Source organism: Kyrpidia spormannii (genome assembly GCF_002804065.1).
GTDB lineage: Bacteria > Bacillota > Bacilli > Kyrpidiales > Kyrpidiaceae > Kyrpidia > Kyrpidia spormannii.
The window spans coordinates 38216-62517 of record NZ_CP024955.1; the positions used below are offsets into that span (position 1 = coordinate 38216).

Genomic DNA, 24302 nt, shown 5'->3' on the forward strand with positions numbered 1-24302 from the left:
GTCCGTATGCGGCGAGCGGGGATTGTTGGCCTGGGGATGTACGTGCCTCCGAAGGTGCTCACGAACCGGGATCTTGAGCGCATGGTGGATACATCGGATGAGTGGATCCGGCAGCGAACCGGGATTGAAGAGCGGCACATTGCTGACCCCGGTGTGGGCAGTTCGGACCTCGGAGTACAAGCCGCCCGGGCGGCCTTGGCGGACGCTGGCTGCGGTCCCGAGGATTTGGATCTGATCCTGGTGGCCACCACCACTCCAGATCAGCCATTTCCGACTACGGCGGTGATGGTGCAAAAGGGCCTCGAAGCCTGGCAAGCGGGGGCAGTGGACGTCGGGGCCACGTGTTCGGGGTTTATTTATGGGCTTTCCTTGGCCACCTCCATGGTGGAGTCGGGACGGATGAACAAGGTGCTCGTCATTGGGGCGGAGACGCTATCGCGAATCACCAATTGGAAAGATCGCGCGACGTGTGTACTGTTTGGAGACGGGGCTGGAGCTGCGGTGGTGGGGGAAGTTTCTCAAGGAGGGATTCAGGCTTTTGAACTGGGTGCCGACGCTCGGGGTACAGAATTTCTGAACGTTTGGGTTGGAGGATTTAAGAAACCGGTCACTGCGGAGCTGTTGGAGTCTTCAGACCGTTATATCAACATGACCGGACGGGAAGTTTTCAAGTTTGCGGTGCGGACGATGGAAGAATCGGTTCGCCGGGTTGCGGACCGGGCGTGGGGAGGTTTAGAGGTTGACCTGTTGGTGCCTCACCAGGCCAATGCACGGATTATCGAGGCGGTGGGGCAGCGTCTCGGATTGGCCGACAAGGCTTGGATCAATATCCAGCATTACGGCAATACGTCGGCGGCATCAATTCCCATGGCTCTCACTGAAGCTCGGGATGCAGGGCGCCTGAGCCCAGGTACTCGGGTGGCGATTACCGCCTTCGGAGGGGGATTCACCTACGCCAGTGCCGCGTTGGAATGGGTCTAAGCTGGTCCACCCCGGCATAGGATGGTGCTGATACCACTGTCCCGGGGCAAGGAGGACCGACCATGGGAAAGATTGATCTCCTGGCGGCGTTATGCGCAGCCGGTTTGGCCATCGCCCTGCTGGCGTATGTGATCCGCAACCCCCTGCGGTTCTTAGGCCGGTTTGTCCGTGGATTGGTGGTCGGCGGGGCCGTGATCTGGGCGGCCAATTGGCTGGGGCAAGCCCATCAGTTTCACGTACCCTGGAACCCGATCACTGCCGCCATTCTAGGATTGTTCGGCCTGCCAGGGGCTTTGGCGCTTCTCTGGCTGCGCTGGTGGCTTCCGGTGTGACGGCGGCGCCCGGCGGTGGGGCCGCCTTCCTGACGGAAGCACCGATACGGTCGGGAAAACCCCGGGGATGGGAGTCCCCGGTGTCAGACCTCAAGAAGGTCCCGCCTCTCCCGGCGAGCGACGCCCGTTCGGAACGCCGCTTCGATCACCGCCCGGCTGACTGCTTTAGCCACTTTCTTATTAAAAACACTGGGGACGATGTACGTTTCACTCAGTTCATCTTCACCCACCACCGATGCGATGGCCTCGGCGGCAGCCAGCTTCATATCTTCGTTGATCTCTCTGGCCCGGCAATCGAGAGCCCCCCGGAAGATACCGGGGAAACACAGGACGTTGTTAATCTGGTTGGGATAATCGGACCGTCCGGTGGCCATGACGCGAACGTAGGGTTCGGCGTCCTCGGGACTGATTTCCGGCACGGGATTCGCCATGGCGAACACAATGGGATCCTTCGCCATCCGCTTGACATCTTCCACCCGGAGGATCCCCGGCGCTGATACGCCGATGAATACATCCGCCCCTTCGATCACGTCAGACAGGGAGCCGCGTAGCCCCTCCGGGTTCGTTTCTTCGGCGTACCATTGCCACACCGGATTGTCGTATTGTTCCCCTCTTACCAGGGCGCCGCTACGGTCGACGCCAATGATGTTGCGGACCCCGGCGTGCAACAAAATCTTGGTGCAGGCCACCCCCGCCGCGCCGATGCCTACCACCACTACTTTTAAATCTTCCAATCGCTTTCCAACCACTTTACACGCATTCAACAGGCCAGCCAACAAAACGACGGCGGTCCCGTGTTGATCATCGTGAAACACTGGGATATCCAGGCGCTCGCGAAGACGATCTTCGATATAAAAACATCTTGGCGAGGCGATGTCCTCCAGATTTATGCCTCCAAAAGCCGGCGCCATACTGGTGACGATGTCCACGATGGCATCTGGATCTTTATTATCCAAGCAGATGGGAAACGCATCAACCCCGGCAAACTGTTTGAATAACATGGCCTTCCCTTCCATCACTGGAAGAGCGGCTGAAGCACCGATGTCTCCAAGCCCGAGAACCGCCGTTCCGTCACTCACCACCGCCACGGTGTTTCGCTTAATTGTGAGCTGGAACACCTTCGACGGGTCTTCCCGGATCGCTTCACACACCCGGGCCACGCCCGGGGTGTACACCATGGAAAGATCATCGCGATTCTTGACCGGCACCCGTGGGTGGACCTCGATTTTGCCGCCCAGATGCATGAGAAACGTGCGATCGGATACGTTGATCACCTTGACCCCTGGCAGAGCTGCCAGGGCGGCCACCAGCTTCTTTCCGTGCGCTTGATCGTAAACGTTGACAGTGATGTCCCGGACGACAGTCTCTTTGCCCGCGCTGATCAAGTCGACGGCAATGATGTCGCCGCCCGCTTCGCCAATGGTGGAGGCGAGGCGGCCAAAGGTTGCCGTGGAGTTCTGAAGTTCCAGGCGGAGAATCAGGCTGAGCCCGGCTGTGGGCTGAACGGCCACAGAAGAAGACCTCCTTTGGGATCGGGCAAACCCGAAATGATCTTCAATCGATCCATCGTAAATATGGCTAAAGAATGTCTTTAATTATAGCACTCGGACGGGCTCTGACAACTTGCCCGGGGGCGGCGGGAGCCCGTGGGAGTCGTGCGAAGGGTGCAGGGATTGTTTATAATGAAGGCGACTTTAACGGGTTCGGGATGGAGTGATCGAATGCCGACACCGCTTTGGGAAGCGCTTGTTCGACATGTGGCGGCAAGGCCGGTACCGTGGCACGTTCCCGGACACAAGATGGGTCGGGGCGCGCCGCCGGACCTCATCCGGTGGCTGGGCGCGGGGCTTAAGCTGGATTTGACTGAACTTCCCGGGTTGGACGATTTGCACCAGCCGGAAGGTCCCATTGCCGAAGCCCAGGTCTTGGTTGCTCAAACGTTTGGGGCGGACGAGAGCTTTTTCCTCGTCGGAGGGAGTACGGTCGGGAACATCGCCATGCTTCTGGCCACCTGTGAACCCGGGGAGACGGTGCTGATTGCCCGGAATGTGCACCGCTCGGTGATCTCGGGGTTGATGTTGGCAGGGGCATCGGCGCTAGTGGTGGCTCCCGACTGGGAGTATGACCTGGGTGTGCCAGGGGGCATAAGGGTAGAAACGGTGGCGCGCATCCTCGGGGCGCATCCCGAAATTCGGACAGTGCTGGTGACGAGTCCGACTTATCACGGCGTGTGTAGTGATCTGGCTTCCTTGGCCGAGGAGGTACACCGCCGGGGAGGGCTATTGTTGGTAGACGAGGCTCACGGAGGGCATTTTCCCTTTGTCCAGGGAAGTCCGCCTGGCGCCCTGGCTTCGGGGGCGGACGCGGTTGTGCAAAGTTGGCATAAGACGATGGGATCGTTGACCCAGTCGGCGGTGTTGCACCTGCGCGGCAATCGGGTGGACCGTCAGCGGATACGAGAGTCCCTGGCGACGGTTCAATCTTCCAGCCCTTCCTACCTGCTGATGGCTTCCTTGGATCTGGCTCGACAGTGGATGCAAGATGAAGGCGGGAGGCGCCTTGACTCCGTGGTTCAGACACTGGCTCAAGTTCGGGAAGAATTGGATGCTGTTCCTGGGGTTGACGTGTTGACTGCCGAGAGGGCCCGTCGGGCGGGAGGAGTTGGCCTGGATCCCGCCCGCTTGACCTTGGGGGTCGTTGGGTCTCGAGGGACAGGGATCGAGTGGGGAGAGGCCCTCCGGCGGCGGGGGATCTGGCCGGAATTGGAGGAACCGACCGCGGTGACCTTTGTTGCCGGACCGGGGGACGACAGCCGGATCATCGGCCGGCTTGTCAAAGGCCTGCAAGACGTGGCCATGGAGATCGGCGGGGGTGGGGAACCCGCCGAGGGCCGGCGGGGTTCACGGGTCTTCCCGGGCACGGAGGCAGCCGAGTGGGCGGCCCTTCTGCAGGAACTGTGGCACAATGAAGAAGGGCAGGACCTCATCAGGCCCCGACTGGCCCGGAAAGTCCGATGGGTTCCCCTGGGGAAAGCTTTGGGGCTGCAGGCCGCCCGGGCCGTGATTCCTTACCCGCCCGGCATTCCCATGCTCCTGCCCGGGGAGCGGATCCGCCCTCTTCACAATGAACTGATCCGAATGGGGCGGTCCATGGGGGTTCGCTTGGTCGGCATGCCTTCCGATGAGGAAGTGGTGGCGGTGACGGAGGAGGGGCGGGAGTGACAGGGGTATTTATCACCTTTGAAGGGCCGGACGGGGCGGGAAAATCCACTCAGGTCACTCTGTTGGCGAGTCGTCTCCAAGAAGTTCGCATACGTTGTATCACCACCCGGGAACCGGGGGGTACACCGATCAGTGACAAGATCCGGGGCATTCTGCTCGACCCCCATCACCGGGACATGATCCCTCGTACCGAGGCGTTGCTCTATGCCGCTTCCAGGGCCCAGTTGGTCGGCGAATTCATCCGCCCACACTTGGAAAGCGGGGCCGTGGTGATCTGTGATCGTTATGTGGATGCGAGCTTGGCGTACCAAGGGGCGCTGGGACTGGATCGGGAAGAACTGGCTCGCCTCAATCACTGGGCCACCGAAGGGCTCGAACCCATGCGAACCTATCTGATCGATGTTCCGGCAGAGGTGGGATTGGACCGGGTGAGGGCGCGGCACTCTGTGTACGGTGTCATGGACCGCATTGAGGAACGGAGCATCGAGTACCATGAAGCGGTCCGCAGATGGTTTCTTGGGCAAGCCCAAATATCTCCGCGCTACCGAGTGATCGATGGCACGTTGCCGCCGGAGATGGTGGCGGAAGCGATCTGGCGAGATGTCAAGATCCTCTTGAATCTTTGAGGAGGTGACACCCATGCGCCTCGTGATCGCGGTGGTCCAGGACAAAGACAGCGGGCGCTTGGCGGCAGAATTGGTGAAGCGCGGATATCGCGCCACGAAGTTGGCGAGTACTGGCGGATTTCTGAAGGCGGGGAACACCACCTTCTTGATTGGGGTGGATGATGAACGGGTCAACGACGTGGTGGAATGTATCCACCGGAGCTGCAGGGCCCGGGAACAAGTGGTGACCCCCTTTGCCCCGGTGGGAAACGTCGATGCAGAAGTTCCGGTGCCGATTTCCGTTCAGGTCGGCGGGGCCACGGTGTTCGTACTGGATGTGGAGAGGTTCGAACATTTCTGAACCCAGGTGCACCTCGGATTGCGTGGGGAGAGGGGCGGTAAGATTGCGTGTGGATCAAACCCTAACCCAGTGGTGGCGAGACCAGCCGGCCAGCCGCCCTTTTTCCGGCGGGGACTTGTCGCGGCCTTCCTTTGGACAAGTTTTTGATGCCCAAATCAAGAGGATCGGCAGGGAAGAACTCGATGAATCCTTCAAACGCATGGAGGAGGCAGCGGCTGGCCTATCGGAACGGATGCGGTTGGAGGATCTCCAACGGTACAAGGAGGCGCTGAAGGAATTTCTGGAACGGGCGGTGCGACTCGGTTTGATTGTCCGGGAAGAGACGGGACGGGACCGGCGGGGGCGTCCGCAGCTTTTGAAATTGCTGGCGATCTTGGATGAACGGGTCCTCGAGATCGCGGATGTGCTTCGGGGAGTGGAAAAAGACCGTATCCGGCTGCTGGCGCTCATCGGAGAGATTCGGGGCTTGCTGATTCAGGCCACGGCCTGAATGCTGAAATGAGATCGGGAATGACAACGAGGGACGGTGGACGGCGGTGAATGATCGGGATGGCGCTGAACAGTCGGGCGGGGGATGGTTCCAGCTTCGCCGGTGGCTGCGGCGGGGGGAGTGGGCGCACGCTTACCTGTTCGTGGGGCCCGAAACCGGAGACCAGGATCAAGCTGCGGAATATTTGGCTTCTGGGATTCTCTGCGAGGATCGAGCGAATCCGCCCTGTGGTTCTTGCCCATCCTGCCGTCGGCTGGCCCACGGGAATCATCCCGGGTTGGTCCAGGTGTATCCCGACGGCCAGAGCATTAAAATAGACCAGCTTCGGGAGCTACAGCGGTTCTTCTCCTTGCGTGCGATCGAAAGGGAGAACCGGGTGTACATCATCCACGGGGCGGATCGCATGACTCCCGAGGCGGCGAACTCCTTGCTGAAGTTTCTCGAGGAGCCGGCCCCCGGGACGGTGGGGATTTTGACGGCAAAGCGCCTGGAAGGGGTGCTGGCCACGGTGCGTTCCCGGTGTCAGGTTCTCCGATTCTCGGCGCCGAGGCCAGAGGTTTTGTACCGGGAGTGGACCTCCCGGGGAGTTGGGGAGGAGATGGCCCGTTTATTCGCGTATTTGGGCTTGTCTGACTCGGGCTCCGGGGAGGACGCGGATAAAGAGGCGGACGGTGAAAATCCGTTGGATATCGCCGTATTTGCCGATATTGCCGGTTGGGTGGTAGAATGGGTGCAGGCGGTGGAGGAGCACAAGGGTAAGCCCCTCCTGGAGCTTTTTTCCCGGGTGGGCCGGGGACAATGGTCTGCCCCCGAGTGTCTGTGGCTCCTCGACGTGCTGGCGTGTTGGTACCGGGATGTCCTCTATACCTCGCTGGGTTTGTCGGACCAAGTGGTGTTTATCGACCATCGGCGCGAACTTTCCTCCCAGGCAGCACGGCACGGCTCGATCGCCCCTCTCGTGGAAAGAATGGGGGAGGTGATCGACGCGAAACGACGCCTGCAGGCCCATGCCAACCCCCAGCTGACGCTGGAGCGCATGGTTCTGAGGCTGCAGGAGGAATGAGAAAGATGTACACGGTAGTCGGCGTACGGTTCCGGCCGGCCGGGAAACTGTATTATTTTGACCCCGGATCTGAACCCGTGGACCAGGGCGACTGGGTGATTGTCGAAACCGCTCGCGGCGTCGAGTATGGAGAAGTGGGGTTGGCTCCCCGCGAGGTGACCGAGGACGAGGTCGTTTTGCCGCTGAAGCCCATTATACGGCTGGCCACCGAAGAAGATGAACGCCAGATGGAAGGGAATCGCCGCGCGGCGAAAGAAGCGCTGGGCGTGTGCGCGGATTTGATTCGCCGGCATTCCTTGCCGATGAAATTGGTGGATGCCGAATACACCTTTGATCGCAATAAACTGATCTTTTACTTCACCGCCGAAGGCCGCGTGGACTTTCGGGAACTGGTGAAAGACCTCGCTGCGGCATTCCGCACCCGGATCGAACTGCGTCAGATCGGGGTGAGGGACGAAGCGAAGATGGTTGGCGGGATCGGCCCCTGTGGACGAGTGACCTGTTGTTCCAGTTGGTTGGGGGAGTTTGTCCCGGTCTCGATCCGCATGGCAAAAGATCAGCAGTTGTCCCTTAATCCGTCGAAGATTTCCGGGCTATGCGGGAGGCTCATGTGTTGCTTGAAGTATGAGGCCGACTCGTATCCAGGGGCGGGGCGGACGACCAGCGCATGATTCCCCGCAGTCGGGCAACGGGGTGTTGATCTTGGATAAACAAGCGGTGTTCGCCGAAGTGGCCAATGTGGAAGAGCGGATCGGAGAACTTTACGCCCAAGTGGGCAGCTTGAAGCGGAAGATCGTCGAGTTGATCGAAGAGAACCAAAAGCTCACCATGGAAAACGCGAAGTTGCGGAAGATTCTCGATCAACTTCACCCGGAGGAGCAGGTTCATCCCGGGGATGGATACGACAACCTGGCGAGGATTTATCATGACGGTTTTCACGTCTGTCATGTGCGGTTTGGGAGTTTGCGCACCGATGGCGACTGCTTGTTTTGCTTATCGTTATTGAATAAAACCGGATGAACGGGCGGCGGGAGCCGCTCTTTTCTTTAACGGGTGCTCAGCCGGAGGCGATGTGATGGACAGTCAATTTTCTTTCGATGGGCCCCGGGAAAGGGGCTTGGTGCTGGTGGCGACCCCCATCGGCAACCTCGAGGATATTTCCACCCGAGCGCTCCGGGTGCTTGGGGAAGCGGATATTATCCTCGCCGAAGACACCCGGCGCACCCGGCAACTGCTGGCGCATTTTCAGATTTCCGGGTCCCGGCTGGTCAGCTATCACGAGCACAACCGAATCCAGAGAGAACCCGATGTTTTAGATTGGCTGAAGGAGGGCAAGCTCGTGGCCTTGGTGACCGACGCCGGGATGCCGGGAATCTCCGACCCTGGGGCGGACCTGGTGCGTCTTGCCCGGAATGCCGGTGTACCGGTTACCGTGGTTCCCGGTCCGTCTGCCGCCCTTGCCGCTCTCGTGATCTCTGGCCTTCCCACCGATCGATTTGTGTTTCTGGGTTTTTTGCCTCGCTCGGGCCGGGCGAGGGAAGAAGAGATCGCTCGGTTGGCCGGATACCCGGAGACGATCATCCTTTATGAGGCGCCCCATCGGGTGATTCGCACCGTGAGGGATCTGGCCCAAGTGCTAGGGAACCGACGGGCTGCGGCCGTCCGGGAATTGACCAAACGGTACGAGCAGGTGGTTCGTGGAACTTTGGGGGAGTTGATCGGCTGGTTGGAGGGGGAAGAACCCAAAGGAGAATGGGTCCTCATCGTTGAAGGGGCAGTCTCGGCGTCGAACGAACATCGCATTTTTGGGGAAGGGGAATCTTCCGGGGAAGACGATATGAACCAATGGTGCGAGGAGGTAACCCGTCAGGTGGCCCAGGGAGTTAGCGTCCGGGACGCAATCCGGGAGACTGCCCGGCGGCATCGGTTATCCCGGCGGGCCCTGTATCAGGCGTATCTGAAGCGGGCAGAGGGAAACGGATAACGCCTTCCGCCAGGGCGTCCGGGGTGGTCGTCCGAACTCCGGGTTACAGATGAAAGGCCCGGGCGCGGAGCGCCGCGGGCCGAAAGTACCGGATCCGCCGGGGGCTACTTGCTCATCTCGGCGATGCAGGCCGGGCAGATATTGCGCCCTTTAAAGTGGATGATCTCATCGGCGTTCCCGCAAAAGATGCAGGCAGGCTCGTACTTTTTCAGCACGATGCGGTCGCCGTCCACGTAAATCTCTAGGGCGTCTTTGACGCCGATGCTCAAGGTGCGGCGCAGCTCGATGGGAATCACCACCCGGCCCAGCTCGTCGACCTTGCGGACAATACCTGTGGATTTCATGTCCCTCTCCCCCTGTAAAATGACCGAATGTTGACATCTAGGCGGTGCATCCTAAGTGTACCAATTACTACCATAACAGTCAACCCAGTTTTAGAAAAATAGGGCGAAAGTCCTAGTCGACGGTAGAAAGCGGAAACTCCGGCGCGAAGGTGCGAATTTCTTGACCTGTTCTTTCGGGGCATGGTAAAATTTTGAGAACAGGACAATCGCTCCCTCTCGTCCTGGGGACGAGGGGTTTTTTGTATGGGATTCCCAGGAGGTGCGATATGGGTCGCAAAACGTTTTACATCACCACCCCCATTTATTATCCGAGCAATAAACTGCACATTGGTCACGCTTACACGACGGTGGCGGCGGATGCCATGGCTCGGTACAAACGCCTTCGGGGCTACGACGTGATGTATCTGACGGGCACGGATGAGCACGGACAAAAGATCGAACGCCGGGCCCGGGAGGAGGGCAAAACGCCCCAAGCCTTTGTCGACGAGATCGTCGGATGGATTCAAGAGCTTTGGAGAAAATTGGACATCTCCTACGACGATTTTATCCGTACCACCCAACCCCGCCACAAAAAAGCGGTCCAGCGAATTTTCCAGCGGTTGATGGAGCAAGGGGATATTTATCAAGCGGACTATGAGGGGCTGTACTGCACCCCCTGCGAGTCTTTTTGGACAGCCCGCCAAGCGGAGGGCGGACGTTGTCCAGACTGCGGGCGGCCGGTGGAACTGGTGAGGGAAAAGAGTTATTTCTTTCGCATGAGCAAGTATGTGCCCCAGTTGCTTCGGTATTACGAAGAAAACCCGGATTTTATCCAGCCCGAGTCCCGGAAGCACGAGATGATCAACAATTTCATCAAACCGGGGTTAGAAGATCTGTGCGTCTCCCGCACAACCTTCGATTGGGGAATCCCCGTTCCCGGAGATCCAGACCATGTCATCTATGTCTGGATCGATGCCTTGAGCAACTACATCACCGCTCTGGGGTATCTTTCCGACGATCCGGCTGAACGGGAGAAATTCGAACGATATTGGCCGGCGGACGTCCACGTGGTGGGAAAGGAAATCGTGCGGTTTCATACGATCTACTGGCCGATCATGTTGATGGCGTTAGGGTTGCCTTTGCCGAAAAAGGTGTTCGGTCACGGATGGCTGTTGACGCCCCAAGGCAAGATGTCAAAATCCAAGGGGAACGTGATTGACCCGAACCTTCTGTTGGACCGGTACGGCTCCGATGCGATCCGGTATTTTCTCCTGCGGGAAATCCCCTTTGGCGCGGACGGGGTCTTCACTCCCGAGGCGTTGATCCAACGGCTGAATTTTGACCTGGCCAATGATCTTGGAAATCTGTTAAATCGCACCCTGCCCCTCATTGAACGGTTTGCCGGAGGCCGGATCCCGACGCCCACCATGGTCCAGGATCCGGACGGGGAATTGCGGAGCTTGGCGGCAGAGACGGTGACCCGGGTGGAGGAAGCGATGGAGAAAATGGAGTTCTCCACCGCGCTCGCGGCGATTTGGCAACTGTTGGGCCGGGCGAACAAATATATCGACGAGACGGCGCCTTGGGCCGAGATGAAGGCGGGAAGGACGGAACGGGCGCACACGGTGTTGTATCACTTGGCCGAGGTGATCCGCATTGTGTCGATTCTGCTCCAGCCGTTCCTGACCAAGGCGCCCGTGGAAATGCAGCGGCGATTGGGGCTGTCCCCGGGCCCCCACACTCATTGGGATAGCGCCCGGATGTTCGGAACCTTGCCTCCGGGGTTGCCGGTGTATAAAGGAGACCCTCTGTTTCCCCGGCTGGATCTGGAGGCGGAGGTACTGGCGATCGATGAAGCGACTGGGGCGGTGAGTCGAGCTGCCGACTCCGAAGGCAACGCGTCTTCCGCTTCCGGTGCGAAGCAGGTAACCGAGGCCGGGTCAGCCGGAGGGGATGGCGCCGGCGCAGCGGAAGGGATCGCCAAGGCCGAGGATGTCGCCGAAAACCATGAGGAACCGAAACTCATCGGAATCGAGGAGTTTCAGAAAATCGACCTGCGGGTCGGCCGCATTGTGGAAGCGGAACGAATTCCCAAGGCGGATAAACTGTTAAAACTGATGATCGACCTGGGAAGTGAGGTCCGGCAAGTGGTGTCGGGGATTGCCCAGTACTATCGCCCCGAGGAGTTGGTGGGTCAGCGGGTGGTGGTGGTGACCAATCTTAAACCCGTCAAACTGCGGGGAGTGGAGTCCAGGGGCATGATTCTCGCCGCCTCGGAGGGTGACCGCCTCGTCCTGACTACCGTTTCTGACGATATCCCCCTGGGTACCAAAGTAAAATAAAAGGGGGGCGAACGAGATGCGGTTATTTGATACCCATAGTCACCTCAATGATGAAGCCTTTTCCGGCGACTTGAGGGAGATCGTGGAGCGGGCGGAGCAAGCGGGCGTGGAGGCGGTGGTGGTGCCCGGCTATGATCTGCCTTCTTCGGAACGGGCTTTGGAGTTGGCCCACCGGTTCGATATCCTCTACGCCGCGGTGGGCATCCATCCCCACGACGCCTCGTCGGCCGATGAGGCCGCCATGGAGAAGCTGAGACTTCTCGCCAAGGAAGATCGGGTGGTGGCCATTGGGGAGATCGGGCTTGACTATCATTACGATCATTCCCCCCGGGATGTGCAGAGAGAGGTTTTTGAGCGGCACATCGCCCTGGCCCGGGAGTTGAACCTTCCCGTGATTGTCCATGATCGAGAGGCCCACGCCGATACGTTGGAGATTTTGAAACAGGCCGGGGCATCCGAGGTCGGCGGCGTGATGCACTGCTTTTCCGGAAGTTTGGATATGGCCCAGGAGTGTTTACACCTGGGCTTTTACCTGTCTTTCGGGGGACCTGTGACCTTTAAGAACGCCCGCCGGCCGAAGGAAGTGGCGGCCCAGGTGCCGGAGGACCGGCTGTTGATCGAGACGGATGCACCGTATTTGACCCCGGAACCTTATCGAGGAAAACGCAATGAACCGGCCTACGTGGCTTTGGTGGCCGAGACCCTGGCCAAGATTCGGGAAACGGAACCTGAACAATTGGCTTTAGCGACCCGGGAGAATGCCCGGCGACTGTTTCGCGTGCAGGGTTGACGGAGGAGAGGGTGGCAGACGTGACGAAACCCGAGGTGGCGGAAGTGGTGGTTGTGGAAGGATGGCGGGACAAGGCGGCGGTGGATCGAGCGGTGAAAGCGGATGTCGTCGTCACGGGCGGCATGGCGGTTTCCCGGGAACTGATCGGGTTCCTCCGCAAGGTTGTGGCTGAGAGGGGCGTGATCATCCTGACAGACCCGGATGCCATGGGTGAGCGGATTCGAAAGCGCATCGCCGACAGGGTCCCGGGGTGTAAACACGCTTTTATCCCGCCGGAAGAAGCCACCGACGGAAGCGATATCGGCATTGAACACGCAAGCCCATCTGCCATCGACCGAGCGCTGGCCAGGGTTCGCACGGAGGTCCCCGCCAAATCCTGGCGCATCACGTGGTCGGACATGATGGAAGCCGGCCTGGTGGGAGCGCCGGGGGCCTCGGTCCGCCGGGCAAAGGTGGCCCGGGACCTGGGGGTGGGATATGGGAACGCCAAATCCTTTTGGAAGCGCCTGAACGTCCTCGGCGTTGACCCCGAGGAGTTTCGGGCGGCGGTCCGGGCCGCGGGAGGCGTGCGAAGCCATGACTGAATCCCAGCCCTCTGTACCCTCCGCGGCCGAGCTGTTGAGGCGCTACGCCCTTCACCCCAAGAAATCACTTGGACAGCATTTTCTGGTTGACGATCGAATCCTTGAACGGATCGTGGCTGCGGCGGATTTGAGCGGGCGAGAGGCTGTGTTGGAGATCGGTCCCGGATTGGGGGCCCTCACCCTTCGTTTGGCCCAGGCCGCGTGGCGGGTGTTGGCCGTCGAGAAAGATCGGGCATTGCAACCGGTCTTATCCGAGGTGTTGCGCGATTTCGGGAATGTGCAGGTGTGTTGGGGCGACGTGTTGGAGGTGGATCTTCCACGAATCTGTGAAGATGCCTTCGGTTCCCGGACCGTCCGGGTGGTGGCGAACCTCCCGTACTATGTGACCACCCCGGTGATGATGAAGCTTCTTGAGGCAGGACCTGTCATAGATCGGATGGTGCTGATGGTCCAGCGGGAAGTGGCGGACCGCCTGACGGCGCAACCGGGAACCAAAACTTACGGGGCGTTGACCGTGGCTGTCCAGTGGTTTGCGGAAAAGGTCGAGTCGGTGGCCCGGGTGCCGGCCTCGTGTTTTTGGCCGAGGCCGGAGGTGGATTCGGTCGTGGTGCGGCTTGACCTTCGCCCGCGCCCGGATCCCGAGATGAGTCGCAGGTTGTCCCGGGTGGTCCGGGCGGGGTTTGGCCAGCGGAGAAAAACGTTGTTGAACGCGCTTTCCCACGCCTTGGCTGGGAGGGATCGGGCTTCTATTGCACAGGCACTCCGCGATGCCGGCGTGGCACCGGATCGGCGGGCGGAGACGCTATCCTTGGAGGAGTTTACGCGGTTGGCGCAGGCGTTGGCGGATGGTGTCTATCCCAAATCAATGCCATGAGGCGGTGGGGATTGTGGAATTTTGGAACCCGAGCAAGGGGAGCCTCAATTTGGAGGAAGTCGTCACCGACATTGTCGCATTTATGGCTGAGGCCCCCAGGGAGACATATCGCCTGATCATCGGAACCGATTCGCAGAATCGACCAGCCCAAGGAAAGACACAGTTCGCGATGGCCATCATCATTCATCGAGTGGGAAAGGGAGCTCGGTACTATTTTCATCGGGAGTCCCACCGCATCATTCGTTCGCTGCCGCAGCGTCTGTACACCGAGGCGGCCATGTCGGTGGAGTTGGGGGAGAAAGTGCAACACTATCTACGTGAGGCCGGCGCCCTGCGGGACATCGAGGTGCACCTGGATATCGGGGAGGAAGGTGCCAGTCGGCAGTTGATTCGGGAGGTCGTGGGCTGGGTCACCAGCAGTGGTTATACGGCGAAAATCAAGCCGGATTCCTTCGGTGCGTCGAAGGTGGCGGATAAATATACCAAGGCTTAGTTTGTGGGCAGGGGCGGTGGTCCAGGTGGAAGTTTTTTTGAACACGATACGGTTGCTGCGGGGCTCGGAGATTCTTTTCCTTTGCCACGACCAAGCGGACAGTGACGCACTGGGGGCGTCTTTTGCCCTCGCCCAGTGGCTGGGGGGCACCGTCGGCGTTCCGCGGGAACCGGCCATTCACACCCGAAGGCTGATTGAGGCCACCGGCATGAAAGTGGTTAAGAATCCAAATCCCGAAGCCTTTGAGTCGGTGGTGGTGGTGGACGCGGCCGATGCCTCCCAGCTGGAACCCACCGTTCCGGAGAAATTCTACCTCATCGACCACCATCCGGACAACCGGCTGGTCGACCGGGCGATCGATGCCCTCTACGACCCGGTATCCTCGACCTGCCAACTCGTCTTTCGCCTGTTAAAAGCGGCGGGGGCCCTGCCCGGGCGAGAGGCCTCCTTGGCTTTGGCCGCCGGCATCCTCACGGATACGATCCACTTTCACAAAGGGGATGCGGAGTCGTTTCGCACCTTTGGCGAGTTGCTGCAAACCGGCGGGGTCTCCTATGAGGATGTGAAGCGGCTCTACTTGGATGATCAGCGCCGGGACCGGGAAGTGATTTTGCGGGCGGCCCTCGGATCCCGGTGGGTCAAACTCGGCGATTACAATATCCTTCTGTCCGAGATCCGGACCAACATCCCCACTTTTGTAGCCCGGGCACTCCTGGATCTGGGGGCGGACATGAGCGTTGTGGCCTACGAAGGTCCTGAAGGCACGGAGGTCCGCATGTATGTTCGGGAAGAGATGGCCTCGGCGTGTACTCTGGACGCCGTAGAGATCATGGAGGCCGTGCCCGGGGTGGGCGCCGGACAGGTTTGGGGCTTCCGGCAGTTTGCGGCCTTTCGGCATCGGGAGGCGATTCCGTCGATCTTGGACCACGTCATCGAAACGTTAAAATCCAGGCTTGTTGCTCCTCGAAAGGGTGTCGGATCGGGTTTTATGCTCCCCCGCGGATAAATTGGACGAGGGTAGCCAAGTGATCCCATCGGCGTTCGCGATGGGCGCCGATGTACAGGTTGCCGGCGAACTGCCGGGTGCGGGGACGGTTGTTCAAGATGCAGAGCGCCTCCATGGTGTCCCCGGTGACAGCTTCGAGGACGGCCCTGCGGTGCCCGTTGACCCGGTGGGCGGAAGCCAGCCGGGCGAGAGGGCAACGCGCCAAGACTTCCACCCGCATGCCCAGTCGAGCGGCGTGGGCGAGGAGGGTGGGCGGTTTCGCCACATCGGACAATGGGACGGCCCGAAGGAGCCGGGCCGATAAAGCCACGGGCCCGAGACTGGGATGAACGCCTTCCAACCGATTGCCGAAAGGCAGGGAGTTCTTGAGTTTATTCCACAAATGGTTCAGCGCCGGGTCCGGAAACTGGTCCACCCCCAGATCCCACAGCGCGAGGTCGACGTCAAAGTGCTCCACCTTTCGAATGAACGGCCGGAGTTCGTGACGGACGTCGCCGATCCAATCCCCGTCGTACCACAATGCGTGCGGCACTTCCCGGGCCAATGCCACTGCTGCCCCCACAGCCCGGGGAATATCAATCCCCAAGGGGTGCGGCCACACCAAAACTTCCACCCGCGGATCACCTAAAGACCGAACCCGCCATTCAGTACCGTCCCGACAACCGTTGGCGATGACGATCACCGGGTCTGCGCCGGAGGCGCGGAGGATGCGGAGGGCTCGAACAATTCGCCCCGCCTCGTTGTAGGCCGGCACGATCGACAGCACACGTGGGTACCTCCCTTCCCTTTCTTATATGCCGATGGCCATGTCCCGAGTATCCGACACTTGCTGATCCGCTTCGGCATAGAATACGACAGGCCGCGGTGACGGAGGAGATGCCGCGAAGAGCCGAGGGCCGGAATGGATGCGCCAAGCCAAGCGAGGGGAGGGGCGGCCTTGTGGAAGCCGGGTGACGTGGTGGCGCGGCAGTCTTACGGGAAAGACGTGTGTTTTGTGATCGTCGAAGTGGACGAAGAAGCTCGGGTCGCCGTGCTCAAAGGGGTGGACGTGCGACTGATCGCCGATGCCCCCTTCGATGACTTGGTGGCGGTGAGTGAAGAGGAGCTCAGGACCTATCTGTCTGATGAATCCCGGGCGGAAAAGGAGTCGCTTCAATTGGTGCGGCGTCGCCGGGAGGTAGAGGCGGATAAACTGCGTATGCGGGCGGAGATGAAATTTCGCCAGACTCACGATTTTTTTGAGCGCCCCGGCCGGGTTCTACACTTGGATGGAGACGGCACGTATCTGAACAAATGTCTCCAGGCCTATCGGGATCTCGGCATCCCGGCCGAGGGGCGCCATATGCCGGAATCCCACATGGCAGATGCGCTGCCGGAGTTACTGGATCGACATCAGCCGGACATTCTTATTCTCACTGGTCACGACGGGCTTCTGCGCAAGGGCCAGGACCTCGCGAATGTTTTTAATTATCGGAACTCCGAGCATTTTATTCGCGCCGTGCGCGTGGCCCGGAGGTGGGAAAGAAGTCTGGATGACTTGATCATTTTCGCCGGAGCCTGTCAATCCCATTACGAAGGGTTGCTCGAAGCGGGAGCGAATTTTGCCAGTTCTCCCCACCGGATCCTGATTCATGCCCTGGATCCGGTACTGATCGCGGAAAAAATCGCCTACACCCCCATTAATCAGACGGTGAACATTTTTGACGTCGTCCGCTCCACCATTACCGGAACGGATGGGTTGGGGGGGATTGAGTCCCGGGGAAAGTACCGCATCGGCCTGCCCCGGTCTCCCTATTGAATCGGCCCCGGAAAAGGGGTGTATAATAAATCAGATTGGGTAGACAGGGCCGAAAGGGGTGCGTGCAAAGGATGAGACTGGGGTGTTTCGCGATCGATGGGGAGGCCCGACTGGGTCTCGCCCTGGGAGAGGGGTGGGTGGTGGACGCGGCGGCTGCCCAGCGGCGTCTTTCCGAGGCGGGTCTAGTAGCGGATGGCCCATTGACGGGTGGCGATGTACGGGCGGTGATCGAGGATTGGGACGGGCCCGCTGGAGAGGCTCTGCGTGCTCTTCATCAGGCTCTGGAAACGACTGGGGACACGGATTGGTTGGCCCCCGGAGCCGGGGTCGTCTTTGCGATCGAAGAGGTGGAGATGTTGCCCCCTCTGGGGACTCCGAGGAAGAATGTTCTGTGCCTGGGGAAGAACTACGCCGATCATGCCCGGGAGATGAAATCTGAGCGTCCGGAGTATCCAGTGGTGTTTTCAAAAGCGTCTTCTTCCCTGACGGGCCACGGGAGCGGGATTCTGCGCCACCGAGGTGTGACGGATCAATTGGATTACGAGGGTGAGTTGGCGGTGGTGGTGGGGCGCCGGGCCCGGGGGGTGTCCAGGAAAGAAGCGATGGATTACATATTCGGGTACACGTTGATCAATGACGTCACTGCCCGGGATTGGCAGCGCAGGCATCTACAGTGGCACCTGGGGAAGAGCTTCGATACGTTTTGCCCCATGGGCCCCTTTGTGGTGCCGAAAGAAGATGCGCCTCCCATTCAAGAAATGGTGTTGGAAACCCGGGTCAACGGCGAGCTGCGCCAGAGGGGCCGGCTGACTGACCTGATTTTTGACATTCCGACGATCCTGGAGGTCATTAGTGCGGGGATCACCCTTGAGCCCGGGGATGTCATCGCCACTGGAACGCCGGCGGGGGTGGGGATGGGCTTTCAACCTCCGCGGTTTCTGGATGTCGGGGATCGTATCGAAATTTCAGTGAACGGCATCGGTACATTGAGGAACTGGGTGATCGAAGGGTAACGTCAGGTTTTGCGGCAAGGGATGCCCCGATTCACCGATTGACAATGATTTTGACCTCCTGCTATAATAGAGCCTTCATTTGACAATGTGGCGTCCTTCATGGTACACTGTCCTCGAGAAAGAGGTGGTGCGGGTGGCGGCGAAGAATGCGCTTTTGGAGATTAAGCGCAGCCTCGATAGCTACGTGGGGGAGAAGATCCTGATCCGGGCCAATAACGGACGACGCAAGATGATCGAGCGGACAGGCATCCTCGAAGAGACCTATCCGTCTGTTTTTGTGATCAAGTTGGATCAGTCGGACCACTCGTTCAAACGCGTTTCGTACAGCTACGCCGACATTCTGACGGAGACGGTGGAGTTGATGATCATGCGGGACGATGAGCCCGTGCGGGTGTGTATTGAACGGTAGCACCGGCCACCCACCTTGAACGGGAGGCAACGATGGGCCGCAAGGATGCGGCCCTTTTCGTATTTTTGGGGCGCATGTTCGGAATCGCGCCGGGGATACTGAGGGATGGACGCCAAAAAGACTCCCAGAGTCATTGACAGGAGGGGATCGGCTCGTGCCGAGACGGCGTGGCGTAATGTCCGAGGAATTTAAGGTCGAGTTGGCAAAGGACCTCGGATTCTACGACACCGTGCAGCGGGAAGGCTGGGGTGGCATTCGCACCCGGGATGCCGGGAACATGGTGCGCAGAGCCATCGAGATCGCCGAGAAAGCGTTGCGGGAGCGCCACGACACCGACCTGTAAGGCGGCCGGCCAGGGGGCATTCCCTGGCTTTTTTTGTAAGGAGGGGGCAATGGGTGCGACCGACGCCGGGGCCTCTGGTGATCATCGGCGGGGCTGAAGACAAACAAAGGGACTGCGTCATCCTGCGGGAACTGGTTCGTCTGGCCGGAGGGGAACAGGCGCGCATCGTCGTGATCACCTCAGCGACGGAATTTCCCATTGAGGTGGGTAACGAGTACGTGCAAGTCTTGACGCGCTTGGGGGCTGAGGAGGTCCATCCTCTCCACATTGTAAAGCGGGAGGACGCGAACGCCCCTTTCGCCGTGCGATTGGTGGAACGGGCGAGTTGTGTATTTTTTACAGGCGGTGAACAGGGGCGCATCACCCGTTTATTGGGCGGTACACAGTTGGATGCTGCGCTTCATCGGCGGCACGGGGACGGGTTGGTCTTGGCCGGGACCAGCGCCGGCGCTTCCGTGATGTCCAGCACGATGATTGTCGAAGGGGAGGCAGAAACGAGTCCTCGTCCGGGAATTGTTCACATGGAGCCGGGCATGGAGTTTTTAAATGGCGTGGTGATTGATCAGCACTTCGCCCAGCGGGGTCGGCTCGGGCGACTGTTATCGGCGGTGACCAAGTATCCTCATCATCTCGGGATGGGGATCGATGAAAACACGGCGGTGGTCGTTTCAGGGGCAGAATGCCGCGTAATTGGCTCCGGAGCGGTGAGCATCGTGGACGCCAGTGCCCTTACCTACGCGAACGTCGAGTCTGCCGACCGGGGGGAGCCCCTGGCCCTCTGTGGCATTCGGCTGCACGTACTGCCCGCGGGCCATCGATTCGATCTTCGGGACCGCCGGCCGATTCTGGAAGATGCTGAACCTCACCGAGGAGATGAGGAGTTGACATCATGAAGATTCTCGATGTCCGGTTCATTCCCGGTCCGAATATCTATGTGAGCAAGCCCATTCTCGTTGCCCGAGTCGATCTGGAGGAGTTGACGGAGCGCGACAGCAATGAGTTTCCGGGTTTTGTCGACCGGCTCATCGAACATCTTCCCGGGGTGACCGATCACCACTGTGCCAAAGGAATGCCGGGAGGATTCGTGGAACGACTGCGGGAAGGTACATATTTTGGCCACGTTCTGGAGCATGTCACGTTGGAACTGACCGATCGCATTGATGCCCCGGCGTATTTCGGGAAAACTCTGTATGCCGGTCGGGCGGGACTCTACGATGTGGTGATGGAGTGTCACGCACCCGAAGCGATGACTCGACTCATCGCTGTGGCCGCCGACCTGATTCAGGCATTGGTTGATGGGCGTCCCTTCTCGTTGGACGCGGCGCTGGAGGATGCTGCGGATATCCATCGCCGCCACCGTTTAGGACCGAGCACAGCGGCAATCGTTCGAGAGGCTGAGGCCCGGGGAATTCCCTGGCGGAGGATACTCGGTGGCAGTTTTGTCCAACTCGGTACGGGAAAATGGGCGAAGCGCATCGAAGCTACGATCGGTCCCGAGACCTCTGCGGTAGCGGTGGATATCGCCTGCAACAAAGCTTATACCAAAGCTGTTCTAAAGGAGGCCGGGGTTCCGGTGCCCGACGGGGGCTCCGCTTTGTCCGAAGAGGAAGCGGCGCGGATCGCCCAGGACGTGGGATTGCCCGTGACAGTCAAACCCGTGCATGGTAACCAAGGCCGCGGGGTCAGTGTATGCGTGAATACCGAGAGCGAGGTCCGGGAAGCGTACCGGCGGGCGGCGGAGATCGATCCCGAGGTGATCGTTGAACGGTGGGTTCCCGGATTACAATATCGGATTCTGGTCGTGCGCGGCCGCATGGTGGCGGCTTCCCTCCGCCATCCGCCCAGGGTGGTGGGGGATGGCGTGCACCAGGTCCGCGAGCTGATCGAGCTGGAGAATATGGATCCCCGTCGGGGCGTCGGGCACGAGAAGCCGTTGACCCGTATTCCCATCGACGAAGTCGTCCTCCGGCAACTGCGGGCCCAGGGGCTGGATTTGGAGGCGGTTCCTGCAGCCGGGCGCGTCGTGGTGTTGCGGGACAGTGCCAATCTCAGCACCGGAGGTACGGCGGAGGACGTTTCCGACCGGGTTCACCCGGACCAGCGTTGGTTGTGCGAACGGGCCGCCCGGGCGGTGGGGTTGGACATCTGTGGCGTCGACCTGATGACACCGGACATCGCCCGGCCGGTGAATGAGGTGGGGGCGGTGGTGCTAGAAATCAACGCGGCGCCCGGAATTCGGATGCACGAGTTTCCCTCGGAAGGGGCGGCCCGGAACGCGGGTCGGGCCATTGTGGATGCGTTGTTTCCACCCGGCCATCCCACCCGGGTGCCGGTATACGCGGTGACTGGGACGAATGGGAAAACCACCACCACCCGAATGATCGCTCATATCCTGCAAAGCTGTGGCGAAACGGTGGGAGCGGCCACCACCGATGGTATCTACGTAGGTGGACGAAAGATCGTGGAGGGAGACACCACTGGCCCCTCGAGTGCCCGAACGGTACTGGCTCACCCGGATGTCACGGCCGCGGTTTTGGAGACGGCCCGGGGTGGTGTCATTCGGGGAGGGTTGGGGTACGACTGGGCGGATGTAGCGGTGTTGACCAATATTTCCTTGGACCACATCGGCCAGGACCAGATTGAAACCCTGGAGGATTTGATTTTTGTAAAATCCCTGGTGGCCGAGCGGGTGTATCCCGGTGGCGCGGTCGTTCTCAACGCCGATGACCCTTCTTTGGTCGACTTGGCGGGGCGTCTGCGTCGTCGGATCGTATTTTTCAGCATGAGGCCGGATAACCCGGTGGTGTTGCGCCATCTCGCGATTGGGGGAACGGCGATTCTCGCAAAAGATGGCTGGATTCTGGAACGCACTGGGGCGCGGACTTGGCCGATTGTGAGGGTGGTCGCCGTTCCCGTGGCTTGTCGCGGAGCGGCGGGGTTTCACGTGGCCAACGCCTTAGCGGCTGCTGCGGCTTGCCGGGCGGGGGGGATCCCCCGTTCCCAGATCGCCCATGCACTCCGCCGCTTTGGTCGGGAAGTGGACAATCCGGGGCGAACCAATCTGTACCGTGTAGGTCGCAGTTACGTCATGGTGGATTATGGGCACAATCCCCACAGCTTTGCCGCCATCGGACAGTTGGTGCAGCAATGGCCTGGCCGTCGGGTCACTGGGGTTATCGGGGTTCCGGGGGACCGGGATGATTCGATCATCCAGGCTGCGGGGACGGAAGCGGCGCGTCATTTTCAGAGGATCTGGGTCAAGGAGGACAGGGATACCCGAGGGCGTGAAAGGGGGGAGGTGGCCAGGCTATTGACCGAGGCGGTGCGCGGCGTCAATGCGCGCTTGCCGCTTTACACCCGCCTGGAAGAAACCGAGGCCTTGCGCGAGGCCGTGAGTTCGTCTTTGCCCGGTGAGCTCGTGGTGGTTTTCTATGAAAAAAAAAGCCCCATTCTACAAACCCTTGAGGAATTAGGAGCTGAGCGGGTCTGGGATTGGCCCCGGGCGTCGGGCCGCAGGCAGAGTGCAAGGGAGGTGAGACACCTTTGGCAGACCACGCTACAATAGAGTTGAGTGGACAGAGAATATAGCGGCGATGGAGGTCTGGCGGGGAGGACGAAGGTGGTTTGTGAAAAAGCACCGGCAAAAATCAACCTGTCTTTAGACGTGCTATACCGTCGGGATGACGGATACCATGAAGTAGAAATGGTCATGCAAACGGTGGATTTAGCTGACCGGGTGTACCTAGAGGAAGCCGAGGATCTCCAATTGAGTTGCACTCACCCCAAGCTGCCCACCGACGAACGCAACCTAGCTCTCCGGGCCGCGAAATTATTGCAACAGGAGACGGGCTGTCATCGCGGCGCATCGATTCACCTCGACAAGCGCATTCCGTTGTCGGCGGGGCTCGCCGGCGGGTCCAGCGACGCTGCGGCGGTGCTGAGAGGTCTCAATCGCTTGTGGGGGCTGGGGTTGACCAAAGATGCACTGGCGGAACTCGGGGCAAAGCTGGGGTCGGATGTGCCCTTTTGTGTGTACGGCGGCACGGCACTCGCCCAGGGGCGGGGAGAGAGGATCACGATCTTGCCGTCCTGCCCTCCGGCGTGGGTAATTCTGGTTCACCCCCCCATTCCGGTATCCACCGCTGCGGTCTACGGGAGGCTACGGCTGGATGAGGTGACGGAACACCCGAAAACGGCACAGATGATCGAGGCGATTCGGGAGAAGGACCTCGGGGGTATCTCCCAGCGGCTCGGCAACGTCTTAGAGACGGTCACCTTCGATCTTTATCCGGAAGTGAGGCGGCTCAAAGCCCGGATGGTTCAGTTCGGGGCTTTAGGGGCATTGATGTCGGGCAGCGGCCCCACGGTGTTCGGTCTGGTGGACAGGCAGTCGAAGGCGGAACGAATTCATCATGCCTTTCGCGGCTTTGTTCGGGAAGTGTATCTGACCCGGGTGTGCGGTTTAAACGACGACATTGTGGGAAAGCGGAGGGAACCTCATGGATGCGATCGTCCTCACGGGAGGGAGCGTTTCCGATAAGGACGGGCCGAAGGCCCTCTGGCCCATTCAAGGGCGGGCGATGGTGGACTATGTGTTGGACGCCCTGTCCGCGGCCGTCGAGATCGAGCGGATTGTCGTGGTGGGGCAAACGGCTGGCTCGTCACCACGGGCGGTATGGCTGCCCGGATCGGGCTCCATTGTCGACCACCTGCAAGCTGCCCTGAAGTTTCTCGACCGGCCCTGGGGGGAGCATGTGCTCATTGCCACCTGTGACGTACCGCTGTTAACCGGGGCGATGGTGGAGGATGTTCTGGGCCGTTGCCGGCCGTTTCGCCGGGACTTCTATTATCCCATCGTGCGGCGGGAAGATTGCGAGCGGGAACTTCCCGGGATTCGGCGAACGTACGTGAAACTTCGGGACGGCACGTTCACGGGCGGGAATCTGTTTGTGATTCGGGACGACGTGTTGAGCCGGATCCTCCCGGTGATCGACCGTTTCATCCGCAACCGGAAGAATCCTCTGCGCTTGTCGAAGGAACTCGGGTGGAGTTTCACCGTTCGGTTGGCGGCCAGCCGGGTGGTGGGAGTGCTATCGATTGATCAACTGGAGTCCCGGGTGAGGGAATTGTTTGCCGTTCGAGCATCTGCAGTGATCTGTCCGCACGCCGCCATTGGCGCCGATGTGGATGAACCCGAAGATTTGGGATGGGTGGACCGGGCTTTGGCGGCGAGATTGTCATAACCCGAAAGAAATGATATATTTTCCGAGGGAATGTTCGGTTTTTAAGA

Annotated in this window: 26 protein-coding genes and 1 pseudogene; 24 read left to right on the forward strand and 3 right to left on the reverse strand. The window is 60.1% G+C overall.

Annotation, left to right across the window (positions count from 1 at the left end):
* Positions 1 to 6: 6 nt before the first annotated feature.
* Both CVV65_RS00220 and CVV65_RS00225 read left to right on the forward strand, forming a co-directional pair.
* On the forward strand, positions 7 to 981 hold the full coding sequence (locus tag CVV65_RS00220) for a beta-ketoacyl-ACP synthase III (protein WP_100666461.1): 975 nt from the start codon (positions 7 to 9) through the stop codon (positions 979 to 981).
* A gap of 62 nt (positions 982 to 1043) precedes the next feature.
* The gene (locus CVV65_RS00225) at positions 1044 to 1313 is read left to right on the forward strand and encodes a pro-sigmaK processing inhibitor BofA family protein (RefSeq protein WP_100666462.1); all 270 of its coding nucleotides are present in this window, start codon (positions 1044 to 1046) and stop codon (positions 1311 to 1313) included.
* Between the two features lie 83 nt (positions 1314 to 1396).
* Here the strand turns inward: CVV65_RS00225 and CVV65_RS00230 are convergent, their stop codons facing one another.
* On the reverse strand, positions 1397 to 2794 hold the full coding sequence (locus CVV65_RS00230; RefSeq protein WP_407928398.1) for an NAD-dependent malic enzyme: 1398 nt from the start codon (positions 2792 to 2794) through the stop codon (positions 1397 to 1399).
* Between the two features lie 240 nt (positions 2795 to 3034).
* On the opposite strand from CVV65_RS00230, the gene CVV65_RS00235 reads away from it, so the two are divergent.
* The 8 genes and pseudogenes from CVV65_RS00235 to rsmI all read left to right on the forward strand — a co-directional run bounded on the left by CVV65_RS00235 (position 3035) and on the right by rsmI (position 9037).
* A complete protein-coding gene (locus CVV65_RS00235) occupies positions 3035 to 4534 on the forward strand; it encodes an aminotransferase class I/II-fold pyridoxal phosphate-dependent enzyme (RefSeq protein ID WP_198592070.1) in 1500 nt (499 codons plus the stop codon).
* Complete coding sequence (tmk, locus tag CVV65_RS00240; RefSeq protein WP_100666465.1) at positions 4531 to 5160, forward strand: dTMP kinase; 630 nt, start codon at positions 4531 to 4533, stop codon at positions 5158 to 5160. Before CVV65_RS00235 ends, tmk begins: the two co-directional genes overlap by 4 nt.
* A 13-nt stretch (positions 5161 to 5173) precedes the next feature.
* On the forward strand, positions 5174 to 5500 hold the full coding sequence (locus CVV65_RS00245; protein ID WP_013074116.1) for a cyclic-di-AMP receptor: 327 nt from the start codon (positions 5174 to 5176) through the stop codon (positions 5498 to 5500).
* Positions 5501 to 5549: 49 nt separating this feature from the next.
* Positions 5550 to 5990, forward strand: a complete 441-nt coding sequence (locus CVV65_RS00250) for a YaaR family protein (protein ID WP_232796739.1) — start codon at positions 5550 to 5552, stop codon at positions 5988 to 5990.
* Positions 5991 to 6036: 46 nt separating this feature from the next.
* A complete protein-coding gene (gene holB, locus CVV65_RS00255; RefSeq protein ID WP_157935319.1) occupies positions 6037 to 7053 on the forward strand; it encodes a DNA polymerase III subunit delta' in 1017 nt (338 codons plus the stop codon).
* 5 nt (positions 7054 to 7058) lie between these two features.
* A pseudogene (locus tag CVV65_RS00260) lies at positions 7059 to 7703 on the forward strand (PSP1 domain-containing protein); the annotation flags it as partial.
* A 52-nt stretch (positions 7704 to 7755) separates the two neighbouring features.
* Positions 7756 to 8073: an initiation-control protein YabA gene (locus CVV65_RS00265; RefSeq protein ID WP_100666469.1), complete on the forward strand. Its 318-nt coding sequence runs from the start codon at positions 7756 to 7758 to the stop codon at positions 8071 to 8073.
* A 55-nt stretch (positions 8074 to 8128) separates the two neighbouring features.
* The gene (gene rsmI / locus CVV65_RS00270) at positions 8129 to 9037 is read left to right on the forward strand and encodes a 16S rRNA (cytidine(1402)-2'-O)-methyltransferase (RefSeq protein ID WP_100666470.1); all 909 of its coding nucleotides are present in this window, start codon (positions 8129 to 8131) and stop codon (positions 9035 to 9037) included.
* A 104-nt stretch (positions 9038 to 9141) separates the two neighbouring features.
* Here rsmI and CVV65_RS00275 read toward each other — a convergent pair whose 3' ends face one another.
* The gene (locus CVV65_RS00275; protein WP_013074122.1) at positions 9142 to 9381 is read right to left on the reverse strand and encodes an AbrB/MazE/SpoVT family DNA-binding domain-containing protein; all 240 of its coding nucleotides are present in this window, start codon (positions 9379 to 9381) and stop codon (positions 9142 to 9144) included.
* Positions 9382 to 9647: 266 nt separating this feature from the next.
* Between CVV65_RS00275 and metG the strand changes: the two genes are divergently transcribed.
* From metG to CVV65_RS00305, 6 genes are read left to right on the forward strand one after another with little or no spacing between them, the layout of a single operon-like run.
* Entirely contained in the window at positions 9648 to 11702 is a 2055-nt protein-coding gene (gene metG / locus CVV65_RS00280; RefSeq protein ID WP_100666471.1) for a methionine--tRNA ligase, read from the forward strand.
* A 16-nt stretch (positions 11703 to 11718) separates the two neighbouring features.
* Positions 11719 to 12492, forward strand: a complete 774-nt coding sequence (locus tag CVV65_RS00285) for a TatD family hydrolase (protein WP_100666472.1) — start codon at positions 11719 to 11721, stop codon at positions 12490 to 12492.
* 11 nt (positions 12493 to 12503) lie between these two features.
* A complete protein-coding gene (gene rnmV / locus CVV65_RS00290; RefSeq protein ID WP_100666473.1) occupies positions 12504 to 13076 on the forward strand; it encodes a ribonuclease M5 in 573 nt (190 codons plus the stop codon).
* Complete coding sequence (rsmA, locus tag CVV65_RS00295) at positions 13069 to 13950, forward strand: 16S rRNA (adenine(1518)-N(6)/adenine(1519)-N(6))-dimethyltransferase RsmA (RefSeq protein WP_100666474.1); 882 nt, start codon at positions 13069 to 13071, stop codon at positions 13948 to 13950. The genes rnmV and rsmA overlap by 8 nt, the downstream gene beginning before the upstream one ends.
* A gap of 13 nt (positions 13951 to 13963) precedes the next feature.
* Entirely contained in the window at positions 13964 to 14443 is a 480-nt protein-coding gene (locus CVV65_RS00300; protein ID WP_100669069.1) for a ribonuclease H-like YkuK family protein, read from the forward strand.
* A 37-nt stretch (positions 14444 to 14480) separates the two neighbouring features.
* Positions 14481 to 15449 carry a DHH family phosphoesterase gene (locus tag CVV65_RS00305; RefSeq protein ID WP_157935320.1) on the forward strand — a complete coding sequence of 323 codons (969 nt, stop codon included), beginning with the start codon at positions 14481 to 14483 and terminating at the stop codon, positions 15447 to 15449.
* Here the strand turns inward: CVV65_RS00305 and CVV65_RS00310 are convergent.
* Positions 15430 to 16215 carry a glycosyltransferase family 2 protein gene (locus tag CVV65_RS00310; RefSeq protein WP_100666476.1) on the reverse strand — a complete coding sequence of 262 codons (786 nt, stop codon included), beginning with the start codon at positions 16213 to 16215 and terminating at the stop codon, positions 15430 to 15432. The two genes, CVV65_RS00305 and CVV65_RS00310, sit on opposite strands and share 20 nt — an antisense overlap.
* 171 nt (positions 16216 to 16386) lie before the next feature.
* Between CVV65_RS00310 and yabG the strand changes: the two genes are divergently transcribed.
* From yabG to CVV65_RS00350, 8 genes are all read left to right on the forward strand, one after another.
* On the forward strand, positions 16387 to 17247 hold the full coding sequence (yabG, locus tag CVV65_RS00315; protein ID WP_100669070.1) for a sporulation peptidase YabG: 861 nt from the start codon (positions 16387 to 16389) through the stop codon (positions 17245 to 17247).
* Positions 17248 to 17318: 71 nt separating this feature from the next.
* Positions 17319 to 18260 carry a fumarylacetoacetate hydrolase family protein gene (locus CVV65_RS00320; RefSeq protein ID WP_100666477.1) on the forward strand — a complete coding sequence of 314 codons (942 nt, stop codon included), beginning with the start codon at positions 17319 to 17321 and terminating at the stop codon, positions 18258 to 18260.
* An 85-nt stretch (positions 18261 to 18345) separates the two neighbouring features.
* On the forward strand, positions 18346 to 18669 hold the full coding sequence (gene veg / locus CVV65_RS00325; protein WP_100666478.1) for a biofilm formation stimulator Veg: 324 nt from the start codon (positions 18346 to 18348) through the stop codon (positions 18667 to 18669).
* A 154-nt stretch (positions 18670 to 18823) separates the two neighbouring features.
* Positions 18824 to 19012: a small, acid-soluble spore protein, alpha/beta type gene (locus tag CVV65_RS00330; protein WP_133121175.1), complete on the forward strand. Its 189-nt coding sequence runs from the start codon at positions 18824 to 18826 to the stop codon at positions 19010 to 19012.
* 53 nt (positions 19013 to 19065) lie between these two features.
* A complete protein-coding gene (locus CVV65_RS00335) occupies positions 19066 to 19905 on the forward strand; it encodes a cyanophycinase (RefSeq protein ID WP_100666480.1) in 840 nt (279 codons plus the stop codon).
* Entirely contained in the window at positions 19902 to 22577 is a 2676-nt protein-coding gene (gene cphA, locus CVV65_RS00340) for a cyanophycin synthetase (protein WP_100666481.1), read from the forward strand. The genes CVV65_RS00335 and cphA overlap by 4 nt, the downstream gene beginning before the upstream one ends.
* A gap of 54 nt (positions 22578 to 22631) precedes the next feature.
* Positions 22632 to 23552, forward strand: coding sequence for a 4-(cytidine 5'-diphospho)-2-C-methyl-D-erythritol kinase (gene ispE / locus CVV65_RS00345; RefSeq protein ID WP_100666482.1), 921 nt, complete (start codon positions 22632 to 22634; stop codon positions 23550 to 23552).
* Positions 23512 to 24255 carry a nucleotidyltransferase family protein gene (locus CVV65_RS00350; RefSeq protein ID WP_100666483.1) on the forward strand — a complete coding sequence of 248 codons (744 nt, stop codon included), beginning with the start codon at positions 23512 to 23514 and terminating at the stop codon, positions 24253 to 24255. Before ispE ends, CVV65_RS00350 begins: the two co-directional genes overlap by 41 nt.
* Positions 24256 to 24302 lie beyond the last annotated feature (47 nt).